Below are 12,023 nucleotides of genomic sequence, written 5' to 3'. Positions count from 1 at the left end.
GGGGGACGGTTCGGGACGACGGACGTTACCGTCCGGCACTGACAGCGAGAGCGCCAAGACCGGGCCGCCCACCGGGACCGAAAATGCGAGGCGGCGACCGCGGACCCGCGGCTAGTTTTCCGTCATGCCCGAACTCCAGCGCCTGCGCGCCGACCACGCTCCCGCCCTGCTCGCCTTCGAACGCGAGAACCGGACCTACTTCGCGAAGTACGTGCCCGACCGTGGCGACGCCTACTTCACCGAGTTCGACGTACGGCACGCTTCCCTGCTCGCCGAACAGGCCGCCGGGACCTGTCACTTCCACGTACTGGTGGATGGCGAGGGCGCGGTGGTCGGCCGGGTCAACCTCGTCGATGTGACGGACGGCGAGGCCGAGCTGGGCTATCGCATCGCGGAGAGCGCCGCGGGCCGCGGGCTCGCCACGTCCGCCGTACGGCAGGTGTGCGGACTCGCGGGCAGCGAGTACGGGCTGCGCGCGCTGCGGGCGGCGACGGACGCCGACAACGCCGGGTCGCGGGCGGTGCTTGTCCGTGCGGGGTTCGTGGTCGTGGGCGAGGTGGACGCCGACGGGCAGGGGCGGACCGAGGTGCGCTATCGCCGTGACACGGCGGCTGGTTGACACGTGATCCGCCTCGCACCAGAGTCGCGCCGGTGGAGATCAGCGATCTGAGCGAGGCCGAGCGGGAGGTGTGGAACGCCTTCCCGCTGGGGCGGGCCGTCGACTTCCGGGAGCGGCACAGGGAACCCGCCGATCTCGGCGCCGACTGGGGTCCTGAGCGGACCGTGCGGGCCGAGGTGCTGCGCGCTCTGCTCATCGACGGGCCACGCCAGGAAGGCGAGACGCCCGTGCTGCGACTGCACGGCGCCCGCATCACGGGCAAGCTCGACCTTGAGTACGCGGAGGTCGCGGGGGCGATCCATCTCTGGGCCTGTTACTTCGACGAGGAACTGGACGTCTACGGAGCGCAGTTACGGCAGCTGAACCTCGGCTGGTCCGTGTTTCCCGGTCTGTATGGCGTCGGACTGCGGGTCGACGGCTCGCTGCGGATGACCGGGGTCCGCGTCCGGGGAAACGTCCGGCTCGGCGGCGCCCGAATCTCCGGAGCTCTTTTCCTCGACAGGGCGCAGCTGGGTGAGGAAGGTGCGGCCGTCGACCCCGATCAGCCCATCCTGGCCCTCAATCGCGTCACCATCGACGACGACCTGACCGCCGACCAAGGCTTCACCGCCCACGGGATGGTCCGCCTCGCGGGTGCCGTGGTCGCCGGGAACATCACGTTCGACGATGCGGTCCTCAATAATCCAGGTGGCACGGCCCTGCACGCTTCGAACTTGAGCGGCGGCACCGATCTGCATGCGATGCGGCTCACCGCGCGGGGACGGATCAACCTGCGGGGCGCCCGGATACCGGGCCAGCTCAATTTCGCCTACGCGCGCCTGTCCAACCCCGGCGGCATGGCCCTTCGCGCCAGCAGCCTCGCCGTCGGCGAACTGTGGTTGCGGGAGGCCGCCCCCATCGAGGGCTCCGTCACCCTGCGACGCTCTCGGCTCGACCTCCTGCACATCTCTCCGGAGAGCTGGCCGGACGCGGTTCGCCTCGACGGCCTGACCTACACCACGCTCGACCCGCACGAGCCTGCCGAGCGTCGGCTTCAGATCCTGGGACGTGATTCCGACGGCTATGTCCCGTACGCGTACGAGCAACTGGCCGCCTCCTACCGCCGGATCGGGGACGATGCCGCCGCGCGCAAGGTCCAACTCGCCAAGCAGCGCCGCCACCGCACCACCCTGCCTTGGTACGCCAAGGCCTGGGGGTACCTCCAGGACGCCACCGTCGGCTACGGCTTCCGGCCCACGCGGGCGGCGGCCTGGCTCTTCTCGCTCCTGCTGATCGGCTCCGTCGCGTACGCCGTGCGGGAGCCGGTGGCGCTGAAGCCGGACGAGGCCCCGGAGTTCAACTCCGTCTTCTACGCGCTGGACCTGCTGCTCCCGATCATCGACTTCGGCCAGGAGCACGCGTACGCCTCGCGGGGGCCGTATCAGTGGTTGGGGTATGCCCTGGTCATCATGGGCTGGACCCTCGCCACGACGATCGCGGCGGGCATCACGCGGGCGATCAGCCGCCAGTAGCGCGCACCCCGGTCACGAACGCCTGCCAGGCGGGGGCGTTGATCAGCAGGGCGGGGCCCTGGGGGTCCTTGCTGTCCCGTACGGGGACGATGCCGGGGACTCCGTCGGCTACCTCGACGCAGCTGCCGCCCTCGCCATTGCTGTAGCTGCTCTTGCGCCAGCGGGCGGCGCCGATGAAGTCGTAGGCGACCTCTATGCACTCCTCCCCGCCGTCCCCGCCGCTGTGACTGCTCTTGCGCCAGCTGGCGTTGCTCAAGTCGTACTCGCGCATCGTCTGAATTCCTCCGACGCCGAATCGATCAGGTCCAGGGACGCCTCCGGCGACAACGCGACGGCCCTGAGCTGATCGTAAGACGACCTCGTCCGCTTCACCACAGCCGGATCGTCCAGCAAGTTCCCCGAAAGCACGGCTTCTGTATAGACAGTTGGCGGCGCGTCCTCGAACTCCATGAGCCGCATCATCTTGCCCATCGGCGAGTACGCTCCGGCCGCGAAGGGGAGCACCTGGACCATCACCCTGCGCTCGCGCATCATCGCCGCAATGCGATCGAGCTGCCCGGCCATCGTGGCGGGCCCGCCGACCGGTACACACAGCACGGCCTCGTGGAGGATCGCCCAATACATGGGCTTTGCAGTGTCCTTGAGGAGCAGGGTCCGGTCCATGCGAGCCCTTACCAACTCCTCGACGTACTCGTCGGTGGCAAGGGGGTTGCTGCCCAGGAAGATCGCTCGCGCGTACTCGGGGGTCTGCAGAAGCCCCGGGACCACCGCCGGGGCGAAGTCACAGATCTCCGTCGCCAGCCTCTCCAGCTCCGCAGCATGCGCGAAGTACTCCGCGAACGGCTGGTCATTAATCAGCTTGCGCCACAGCCGCTCGAAAAGGCCATCGGTTTGTAGTACCTCATCGATCCGCTCCGCCACATCCAACTGCGGCTTACGAATAGCCTGTTCGAATTGGCCGATATAGCTGCCGGAAACAAATACCCGCACCCCGAGCGCAGCCTGCGTAAGCCCCGCATCCTCCCGCCGCCGCTTCAGCTCCGCGCCGAAGAACTCCCAGGCCGCCTGACGTGAACCATTGGCCATGGCCAACCACCCTCCGCTGCCTCGCAGTTGTAGGAGACAGACTCCTGTCGAGTCTAGGTGGATTCCGTCACCGTAGGGATGCGAAGAGTGAGATTCGACGGCAAAGGGGAGCCACCCGATGGGTGAGAACAAGGCGCACGCGCCGGTATGCGTGGCAGAGGCGGAGGAGACCATGAAAGAATTGCGCAACGCGCTCGCGCGGGCGGGAATTACGTTGCCGTCATTGCGGATCGACCCCACATCTTTGGCCCGCGAGGCACCTTGCCCGCGCATTGAATTGGGCGGATGCCGTGTCGAGACGGCCGCTCGGCTGGTCGCCGCGCTGGGGGTCGCGCCATGAACCTGTACCTCCCCGTCGGCGCCTACGCCGTGGACACCCGCACCGGACAGGTCGGCCGGGTCATGGGCCACGAAGGGCCCTACGTCCAGCTCCGCCCCTTCGGCGGCGGCCGGGAGTGGGACTGTTCGCCGGACGCGCTGAGGACCGCCACCGCCTCGGAGCGGCTCCGTGCCGCGACGGCGTACGCGAACGCCCGAAGCCGGGGGGAAGTGCCGTGACATAGGGTGCGGCGCCATGGCGATATGGAAGTGGAGCAAGCCCAAGGTCGAGTCCAAGTATCCGACACCGCTCACCATGCACCAGCTCTGGATGGTGTCGCTGAGCGCGCCGGTCAGCCGGGACAAGGACGCCTCCCGGACGACCCTGTATCCGTTCACCCGCCTCGACGACGGCAGAGCGCGGAAGTGGCTGGCCGAGCAGTGGGAGATCACCGCGCCCGAGCAACTGCTCGGGCGCCTGAGCGGGCTCGCGAGCACCGGCTACCGTGCGATGGCCCGGCGGCGGCTCGGGGTGGAGCCCCTGGCCTGGGACATCGCGCTCTACGTGGACATCTCACGGCGCGGCTTCGCCTGCGGGATGCTGAGCGAGGCCGACACCTGGAACCGGCTCAAGAACGTCGTGCCGACGGTGGTGGGGACGTACTCCTCGTGGGAGGAGTACGCCGACCACTATCTGCTCGGCAGGAAGGTGTGGCGGGACAGTCTTCAGGGCACCGAGGACGCGGACTTCCCCGCGCCCCAGGCCGCCTCCGACGCCCATCTGAAGACCCTTTTGGACCCGGCGAACGGGGCCAGCCCGTGGAACCTCGCCCCCTGGGAAGCGATCAGCCACCCCGACCGGGCCCGGCAGCCCGCCTAGTGCTGCTGCGGCTTCGAGGGGGTCAGCTCGCTCGGGCGCACGATGACGTACCCCTCGCCGCGCAGCATCAGCTGCACCGCTTCGCCGGAACCGCCCCTGATCATGGAGCCGACGGACTGCGAACGGTGCAGTGAGGTGTCCAGGTTCGCGGTCCAGCCGACCACCGCGTCCGTGTCGACGTACACCGGCTGCTGCGGCGACACCGGGATCACCAGCGGGTTGCCGTCGCAGACCAGGCCGAGCTGCCCGGCGCCGGTGAAGACGCTGTTGAAGAGGCCGCCGCCGGTGACGCCCGCGCCCTTCACCGTCTTGATCTCGTAGGAGAGCGTCGCGTCGAAGCACAGGACGTTGCGGCCGTTGACGGTGAGGACGTCGCCCGGCTCGATGTCGACGATGAAGCAGTTCTGCGCCTCGTGCGCGAACCACGCCTCCCCCTGGCCGCGCACCGCCATGAGCGCAAGACCCTCACCGGTCATCGCCCGCTTCAGCATGCCGCCCACGCCCTGGCCCTTGCGCTCGAACTGAAGATCACCGCGGTAGGCGATCATCGCGCCCTGCCGTGCGTGCATCTCACCGTTGACCGCGTACTTGATGGACTTGGCGTTCTGCAGGGTCATCCCGGGGGCGACGGACTGCTGGGCCATGTGCTCCGTGGAGAACAGCTCACTCTTCATGCGGGCATTTTGGCAGGCGTGAGTGATATGGCCAGGGGTCAGGACGGGCCGGTGCCGATCCGGTCACGGCCCCGGAGCCACCCCGGCCACGGCTGTCGGCCCCGTACGCGAGAATGGGGCCCATGAGTCTGTTCCGTGATGACGGCGTCGTGCTGCGCACCCAGAAGCTGGGTGAGGCGGACCGCATCATCACGCTGCTCACCCGCAGTCACGGCCGGGTCCGCGCCGTCGCGCGCGGCGTGCGGCGCACGAAGTCCAAGTTCGGGGCGCGCCTCGAACCCTTCTCCCACGTCGACGTGCAGTTCTTCGCGCGCGGCAGCGAACTCATCGGCCGCGGACTCCCGTTGTGCACCCAGAGTGAGACGATCGCTCCGTACGGTGGCGGAATCGTCACGGACTACGCGCGCTACACCGCCGGCACGGCCATGCTGGAGACCGCCGAGCGGTTCACGGACCACGAGGGCGAGCCCGCCGTGCAGCAGTATCTGCTGCTGGTGGGCGGGCTGCGGACCCTGGCCAACGGCGAGCACGAGCCGCACCTCATCCTCGACGCGTTCCTGCTCCGCTCCCTCGCCGTGAACGGTTACGCACCCAGCTTCAGCTCCTGCGCGAAGTGCGGGCTCCCCGGGCCGAACCGGTTCTTCTCCGTCGCCGCGGGCGGCTCCGTCTGCGTCGACTGCCGGGTGCCCGGCAGCGTCGTACCCTCCATGGAAGCCCTCGGCCTGCTCGGCGCGCTGCTCACCGGAGACTGGGAGACGGCGGACGCGTGCGAGGCGCGGCATGTCAGGGAGGGCAGCGGGCTCGTCTCCGCCTATCTGCACTGGCACTTGGAGCGCGGGCTCCGCTCGTTGCGGTACGTAGAGAAGACCACGTAAGCACGTCACGTACCACGTCAGGTACAGAGAACAGCTAGGTAGGAGAGAGCCCCCCATGGCACGACGCGGAATCCTCGGACGGTCCCGCCGTGAGTACAAGGCCCCCGAGCCGCACCCCTCGGGCGCCACACCGCCGAAGATCCCCGGCGAGCTGGTGCCCAAGCACGTGGCGATCGTCATGGACGGCAACGGGCGTTGGGCGAAGGAGCGGGGTCTGCCGCGCACCGAGGGGCACAAGGTCGGTGCCGAGCGCGTCCTCGACGTGCTGCAGGGCGGCATCGAGATGGGCGTCGGGGCGATCTCGCTCTACGCCTTCTCCACCGAGAACTGGAAGCGTTCTCCGGACGAGGTGAAGTTCCTGATGAACTTCAACCGCGACTTCATCCGCAAGACCCGCGACCAGCTGGACGAGCTCGGTATCCGCGTGCGCTGGGTGGGCCGGATGCCCAAGCTGTGGAAGTCGGTCGCCAGGGAACTGGAGATCTCCCAGGAGCAGACCAAGGGCAACGACAAGCTCACCCTGTACTTCTGCATGAACTACGGCGGCCGTGCGGAGATCGCGGACGCCGCACAGGCGATCGCCGAGGACGTGAAGGCGGGGCGGCTCGACCCCTCCAAGGTCAGCGAGAAGACCTTCGCGAAGTACATGTACTACCCCGACATGCCGGACGTCGACCTCTTCCTGCGCCCGAGCGGGGAGCAGCGCACCTCCAACTACCTTCTCTGGCAGAGCGCTTACGCCGAGATGGTCTTCCAGGACGTGCTGTGGCCGGACTTCGACCGCCGCGACCTGTGGCGCGCCTGCCTCGAATACGCCTCGCGCGACCGCCGCTTCGGCGGGGCGATCCCGAACGAGCAGCAGATCGCCGACAGTTAGACAGTTGTTCATGCGTACGTGAGGGGCCCCCGCCGTCAGCGCGACGGTGGGGGCCCCTCACGTACGTACGGTTACTTGTTCGCGCACTCCGCACAGGTGCCGAAGATCTCCACCGTGTGCGCCACGTTCACATACCCGTGGTCGGAGGCGATCGCCTCGGCCCACTTCTCGACCGCGGGGCCCTCGACCTCGACCGCCTTGCCGCACGCCCGGCAGACCAGGTGATGGTGGTGGTCGCCGGTGGAGCAGCGGCGGTAGACCGACTCGCCCTCGTCGGTGCGGAGCACGTCGACCTCGCCTGCGTCGGCGAGGGACTGGAGCGTTCTGTAGACCGTGGTCAGGCCCACCGAATCGCCCTTGTGCTTGAGCATGTCGTGCAGGTCCTGCGCACTGCGGAACTCGTCCACCTCGCCCAGGGCCGCCGCCACAGCGGCGCGCTGCCGGGTGGATCGTCCTCGTACCGGGGGTCCCGCAGCCGTTGTCACAGGTGCCTCCTCAACTGAAAAAATCGCACGATCGCCCGCACATCTGTCATATCCCGTCGGGCCATTGTGCCAGCTCGCTCTCAGGCGCTGACCTCGTCAGCCGGGCGCCGCGCCCCGGGGACGTCCTTGGCGACGTCCTCGGCCGTGCAGGTCGCGTCGGCAGAGGTCACGGCCCGTGCCCGTCGCCGGGCCAGGGGGGTGGCGAGCGCGGTCAGGACGACGAAGACGCCGATCGCCATCAGGACGATGGTCGCTCCTGGCGGCACGTCCTGGTAGTACGACGTGACCGTGCCGGACAGCGTCACGGCGGTGCCGATGACCACCGACAGGATGAACGTCACCTTGAACGAGCGGGTGATCTGCTGGGCCGCGGCGACCGGCACCACCATGAGCGCGCTCACCAGGAGCAGCCCCACGACGCGCATCGCGACGGTGACCGTGACGGCGGCGGTGACCGCGATCAGCAGGTTCAGCGCGCGCACCGGAAGTCCCGTGACCCGCGCGAACTCCTCGTCCTGGCTCACCGCGAACAGCTGCTTGCGCAGGCCGACCGTGACCAGGACCACAAAGGCCGCGAGCAGGCAGATCGCCGTGACGTCGGAGTCCGAGACCGTGGAGAGCGAGCCGAAGAGGTACGAGGAGAGGTTCGCGTTGGAGCCGGTGTCCGAGAGATTGATCAGCAGGACACCGCCCGCCATGCCGCCGTAGAAGAGCATTGCGAGGGCGATGTCGCCGCGCGTCTTGCCGTACGCCCTGATCAGCTCCATCGTCACCGCGCCCACGACGGCGATCAGCGTCGCCATCCAGACGGGGCTCGAATTGAGCAGGAAGCCGAGGCCGACACCCGTCATGGCGATGTGGCCGATGCCGTCGCCCATCAGGGCCTGGCGGCGCTGGACGAGGTAGATGCCGATGGCGGGGGCCGTGATGCCGACGAGGACGGCGGCGATCAGCGCCCGCTGCATGAATTCGGTCTGGAAGATTTCCATCATCATCAGGTCAGCAGTCCCGTGCGGATCGGCTCGTGCTCGTCGGCCGAGTGCGGATGTACGTGGTCGTGGCCGGGCAGGGCGTGCTGGCCGAGCGCCTTCGGGGGCGGGCCGTCGTGCGTCACGCAGCCGTCGCGCAGGACGATCGCGCGGTCGATCAGCGGTTCGAGGGCGCCGAGCTCGTGCAGGACGAGCAGGACCGTCGTACCGGCCGCCACTTGCTCGCGCAGGGTCTGGGCGAGGATCTCCTGGCTGGCCAGGTCGACGCCCGCCATCGGCTCGTCCATGATCAGCAGCTCGGGCTCGGAGGCGAGCGCGCGGGCGATGAGCACGCGCTGGTGCTGGCCGCCGGAGAGGGCGCCCACGGAGTCCTTGGCGCGGTCGGCGAGGCCGACGAGCGCGATGGCCCGGTCGACCGCCGCGCGGTCGGTCTTCGTCGTCCAGCCCAGCCTCGACAGCTTCGTACGCGAGAGGCGGCCCGACGACACGACCTCGCGGATCGTCGCGGGGACGCCGCTCGCGGCTGTCGTGCGCTGCGGTACGTAGCCGATGCGGGCCCACTGCCTGAAGCGCTTCAGGGGGGTGCCGAAGAGGCTGATGTCGCCGCCGGTGAGGGGGACTTGGCCGATCACGGAGCGGACGGCGGTGGACTTGCCCGAGCCGTTCGCGCCGAGCAGCGCGACGACCTCACCGCGCCTGACGGTGAGGTCGATGCCGCGCAGCACCGGGCGCGCGCCGAGGGTGGCCGTGGCCGCCCTCACGGATATGACGGGCGGGACGGACCCCGCGCCGTCCATGGCTTCCGTGACTCCCATGGCGTGCGCCTCCGATGCTGCTAGCCGTACGTTCACTTCGCGCCGAGGGCCTTCTTCAGCGCGGCGAGGTTGGATTCCATGACCCCGATGTAGTCATCGCCCTTGGACTTGTCCGTAATTCCCTCCAGGGGATCCAGGACGTCCGTCTTCAGGCCCGCGTCGTTCGCGAGCGTCTTGGCGGTCTTGTCGCTCGCGAGGGTCTCGAAGAACACCGTGGAGACCTTGTCCTCCTTGGCGATGTCCTGGAGCTCCTTGATGCGGGCGGGGCTCGGGTCCGCCTCGGGGTCGATCCCGGAGATGCCCTCCTGGTCGAGGCCGTAGCGCTCGGCGAGGTAGCCGAAGGCGGAGTGCGTGGTGATGAAGGTCTTGGTCTCGGTGTTCTTCAGGCCGCCCTCGAACTTCGTGTTCAGCGCGTCCAACTTCTTGACCAGGGCCTTCGTGTTCTTCTTGTACGCCGCCGCGTGGTCGGGGTCGGCCTTCTCCAGCGCCTTGCCGACACCCTCGGCGACCTCGGCGTACTTCACCGGGTCGAGCCAGATGTGCGGGTCGGCACCGGCTTCGCCCTCGCCCTCGTGGCCGTGCTCTGCTTCCTCGTCGGCGTGCTTTTCCTCGCCGGAGTGCTCTTCGGAGTGCTCTTCGCCCTCGTGGCCGTGGTCGTGGCCGACGCCCGTGCCGTGCTTCTCCAGCTTCGTGAGGGTCGCGGCATCCACGGTGTTCTTCACGCCGGACTGGCCGATGGCGTCGTCGACGGCGGGCTGGATGCCCTTGAGGTACAGGATGACGTCCGATTCGCCGAGCTGGGCGGTCTGCCTCGGGCTGAGCTCCAGGTCGTGCGGCTCGACACCCGGCTTGGTCAGGGTGTCCACGGAGACGTGGTCGCCGCCGATCTCCTGGGCGAGGTACTGCATGGGGTAGAACGACGCGGTCACACTCAGCTTGCCGTCGCCGTCCTTGTCCGCGGCGCTGGAGGACGAGCAGGCGGACAGGGCCGTGAGCCCGAGGACCGTGGCGGAGGCGACGGCGGCGGTGGGTATGAGGCGACGTACGTTCATGACACTCATTTTCAACAAATCTGGAAACGATTGTCAACTAGTCGTCTGATACGTCCCCTGCGGGACGGTCGCCCGGGAACCGATTTGATTAGGGGGGTAAGCCCGCCGGTAACCTGAAGCATTCGCTTCGCCCACCGTCGTAATGAAGAGAGCACCGTGGCCGCCGACAAGATCGACAGCATCGTCAGCCTGAGCAAGCGCCGTGGCTTTGTTTACCCGTGCAGTGAGATCTACGGCGGCCAGCGTGCCGCCTGGGATTACGGGCCGCTCGGCGTCGAGCTCAAGGAGAACCTCAAGCGCCAGTGGTGGCGTTACATGGTCACTTCGCGCGAGGACGTCGTCGGCATCGACTCGTCGGTGATCCTGGCCACGGAGGTCTGGCAGGCCTCGGGTCACGTCGCGACGTTCTCCGACCCGCTGACCGAGTGCCTCTCCTGCCACAAGCGCCACCGCGCCGACCACCTGGAAGAGGCGTACGAGGCCAAGCACGGCCGTCCGCCCGAGTCCCTGGCCGAGGTCAACTGCCCGCACTGTGGCACCAAGGGCCAGTTCACCGAGCCCAAGCAGTTCTCCGGCATGCTCGCCACGCACCTCGGCCCGACGCAGGACAGCGGCTCCGTCGCCTACCTGCGCCCCGAGACCGCGCAGGGCATCTTCACCAACTTCGCCCAGGTCCAGCAGACTTCGCGCAAGAAGCCGCCGTTCGGCATCGCGCAGATGGGCAAGTCCTTCCGCAACGAGATCACGCCCGGCAACTTCATCTTCCGGACCCGCGAGTTCGAGCAGATGGAGATGGAGTTCTTCGTCAAGCCGGGCGAGGACGAGAAGTGGCAGGAGTACTGGATGGAGCAGCGCTGGAACTGGTACACCGGCCTGGGCCTGCGCGAGGAGAACATGCGGTGGTTCGAGCACCCGAAGGAGAAGCTCTCCCACTACTCCAAGCGCACCGCTGACATCGAGTACCGCTTCCAGTTCGGCGGCAGCGAGTGGGGCGAGCTGGAGGGTGTCGCCAACCGCACGGACTACGACCTCTCCGCGCACTCCAAGGCGTCGGGCCAGGACCTGTCCTACTTCGACCAGGAGGCCGGCGAGCGCTGGACTCCGTACGTCATCGAGCCCGCGGCCGGCGTCGGCCGCACCATGCTCGCCTTCCTCCTCGACTCCTACATCGAGGACGAGGCCCCGAACGCCAAGGGCAAGCTGGAGAAGCGGACGGTCATGCGCTTCGACCACCGCATCGCTCCCGTCAAGGTCGCGGTCCTGCCTCTTTCGCGGAACCCCGAGCTGTCCCCGAAGGCCAAGGGCCTGGCGACGGCCCTCCGCCAGAACTGGAACATCGACTTCGACGACGCGGGCGCCATCGGCCGCCGCTACCGCCGCCAGGACGAGATCGGCACGCCGTACTGCGTGACGGTCGACTTCGACACCCTGGACGACAACGCGGTCACGGTGCGCGAGCGCGACTCGATGAAGCAGGAGCGGGTCTCCCTCGACCAGATCGAGGGCTACCTCGCCTCGCGCCTGGTGGGCTGCTGACGCCTGACTCGAAGAGAAACCCCCGGTTCCGTACGCAGACGTACGGAGCCGGGGGTTTCTGCTGCACACTGGGCGCCATGCCTTCGACGACCACGAGCAAGGTCAGCAGATGGGACCAGCACGGGCGCGAGCATGTCGTGCGCGTGCAGAAGGCAGGTGTGCAGCGGCAGTTGAGCTGCGACACGTGCGGATGGGGGAGGCGGGTGCAGTTCCTGCCATGGCTGAAGGCGGAGGAACACCTCGCGCAGGAGCATCAGGCGACGGTGGACCCTTCGATGCCCTAAGCCCCTGGGCCCCCTGGGGACG

16 protein-coding genes are annotated in these 12,023 nt (G+C 68.3%); 9 read left to right on the top strand and 7 right to left on the bottom strand.

What is annotated here, in order from left to right; all coding sequences use genetic code 11:
• The first annotated feature begins 124 nt into the window (after positions 1–124).
• Together AB0I94_RS03175 and AB0I94_RS03170 are read left to right on the top strand one after the other, a co-directional pair.
• Positions 125–619: a GNAT family N-acetyltransferase gene (locus AB0I94_RS03175; protein WP_363307620.1), complete on the top strand. Its 495-nt coding sequence runs from the start codon at positions 125–127 to the stop codon at positions 617–619.
• A 32-nt stretch (positions 620–651) separates the two neighbouring features.
• The gene (locus AB0I94_RS03170) at positions 652–2,130 is read left to right on the top strand and encodes a membrane-associated oxidoreductase (protein WP_363307619.1); all 1,479 of its coding nucleotides are present in this window, start codon (positions 652–654) and stop codon (positions 2,128–2,130) included.
• Here AB0I94_RS03170 and AB0I94_RS03165 read toward each other — a convergent pair.
• Together AB0I94_RS03165 and AB0I94_RS03160 are read right to left on the bottom strand one after the other, a co-directional pair.
• Complete coding sequence (locus AB0I94_RS03165; protein ID WP_363307618.1) at positions 2,117–2,401, bottom strand: DUF397 domain-containing protein; 285 nt, start codon at positions 2,399–2,401, stop codon at positions 2,117–2,119. The genes AB0I94_RS03170 and AB0I94_RS03165 overlap by 14 nt on opposite strands.
• A complete protein-coding gene (locus tag AB0I94_RS03160) occupies positions 2,383–3,216 on the bottom strand; it encodes a helix-turn-helix transcriptional regulator (protein WP_363307617.1) in 834 nt (277 codons plus the stop codon). Before AB0I94_RS03160 ends, AB0I94_RS03165 begins: the two co-directional genes overlap by 19 nt.
• A 118-nt stretch (positions 3,217–3,334) precedes the next feature.
• On the opposite strand from AB0I94_RS03160, the gene AB0I94_RS03155 reads away from it, so the two are divergent.
• The 3 genes from AB0I94_RS03155 to AB0I94_RS03145 are packed head-to-tail and all read left to right on the top strand — an operon-like array spanning position 3,335 to position 4,414.
• Complete coding sequence (locus tag AB0I94_RS03155) at positions 3,335–3,556, top strand: hypothetical protein (RefSeq protein ID WP_363307616.1); 222 nt, start codon at positions 3,335–3,337, stop codon at positions 3,554–3,556.
• Complete coding sequence (locus AB0I94_RS03150) at positions 3,553–3,774, top strand: hypothetical protein (RefSeq protein WP_363307615.1); 222 nt, start codon at positions 3,553–3,555, stop codon at positions 3,772–3,774. Before AB0I94_RS03155 ends, AB0I94_RS03150 begins: the two co-directional genes overlap by 4 nt.
• A gap of 16 nt (positions 3,775–3,790) precedes the next feature.
• The gene (locus tag AB0I94_RS03145; protein WP_363307614.1) at positions 3,791–4,414 is read left to right on the top strand and encodes a DUF1266 domain-containing protein; all 624 of its coding nucleotides are present in this window, start codon (positions 3,791–3,793) and stop codon (positions 4,412–4,414) included.
• On the opposite strand, the gene AB0I94_RS03140 is transcribed toward AB0I94_RS03145, so the two are convergent.
• Positions 4,411–5,088 (bottom strand): AIM24 family protein, encoded by a 678-nt coding sequence (locus AB0I94_RS03140; RefSeq protein ID WP_363307613.1) that lies wholly within the window; start codon positions 5,086–5,088, stop codon positions 4,411–4,413. The genes AB0I94_RS03145 and AB0I94_RS03140 overlap by 4 nt on opposite strands.
• Positions 5,089–5,210: 122 nt before the next feature.
• On the opposite strand from AB0I94_RS03140, the gene recO reads away from it, so the two are divergent.
• Together recO and AB0I94_RS03130 are read left to right on the top strand one after the other, a co-directional pair.
• Positions 5,211–5,963 (top strand): DNA repair protein RecO, encoded by a 753-nt coding sequence (gene recO, locus AB0I94_RS03135; protein WP_363307612.1) that lies wholly within the window; start codon positions 5,211–5,213, stop codon positions 5,961–5,963.
• A gap of 55 nt (positions 5,964–6,018) precedes the next feature.
• Positions 6,019–6,840, top strand: coding sequence for an isoprenyl transferase (locus tag AB0I94_RS03130; protein WP_363307611.1), 822 nt, complete (start codon positions 6,019–6,021; stop codon positions 6,838–6,840).
• Positions 6,841–6,911: 71 nt separating this feature from the next.
• Here AB0I94_RS03130 and AB0I94_RS03125 read toward each other — a convergent pair whose 3' ends face one another.
• The 4 genes from AB0I94_RS03125 to AB0I94_RS03110 form a co-directional block, all read right to left on the bottom strand.
• Complete coding sequence (locus tag AB0I94_RS03125) at positions 6,912–7,325, bottom strand: transcriptional repressor (protein ID WP_363307610.1); 414 nt, start codon at positions 7,323–7,325, stop codon at positions 6,912–6,914.
• A gap of 80 nt (positions 7,326–7,405) precedes the next feature.
• Positions 7,406–8,314, bottom strand: coding sequence for a metal ABC transporter permease (locus AB0I94_RS03120; protein ID WP_363307758.1), 909 nt, complete (start codon positions 8,312–8,314; stop codon positions 7,406–7,408).
• A 5-nt stretch (positions 8,315–8,319) separates the two neighbouring features.
• On the bottom strand, positions 8,320–9,129 hold the full coding sequence (locus AB0I94_RS03115; RefSeq protein WP_363307609.1) for a metal ABC transporter ATP-binding protein: 810 nt from the start codon (positions 9,127–9,129) through the stop codon (positions 8,320–8,322).
• A gap of 32 nt (positions 9,130–9,161) precedes the next feature.
• Positions 9,162–10,181 (bottom strand): metal ABC transporter substrate-binding protein, encoded by a 1,020-nt coding sequence (locus tag AB0I94_RS03110; RefSeq protein WP_363307608.1) that lies wholly within the window; start codon positions 10,179–10,181, stop codon positions 9,162–9,164.
• A 156-nt stretch (positions 10,182–10,337) separates the two neighbouring features.
• Here AB0I94_RS03110 and AB0I94_RS03105 point away from each other — a divergent pair, with 156 nt between their 5' ends.
• The gene (locus tag AB0I94_RS03105; RefSeq protein ID WP_363307607.1) at positions 10,338–11,717 is read left to right on the top strand and encodes a glycine--tRNA ligase; all 1,380 of its coding nucleotides are present in this window, start codon (positions 10,338–10,340) and stop codon (positions 11,715–11,717) included.
• Positions 11,718–11,794: 77 nt separating this feature from the next.
• Positions 11,795–12,001, top strand: a complete 207-nt coding sequence (locus tag AB0I94_RS03100) for a hypothetical protein (protein WP_363307606.1) — start codon at positions 11,795–11,797, stop codon at positions 11,999–12,001.
• Positions 12,002–12,023 lie beyond the last annotated feature (22 nt).

Origin of the sequence: Streptomyces sp. NPDC050147 (genome assembly GCF_040660195.1) — a bacterium.
Taxonomy (GTDB): Bacteria; Actinomycetota; Actinomycetes; order Streptomycetales; family Streptomycetaceae; genus Streptomyces.
The sequence above is the reverse complement of the archived record's forward strand: the minus strand, read 5'-3'. Positions and strand labels throughout refer to the sequence as shown.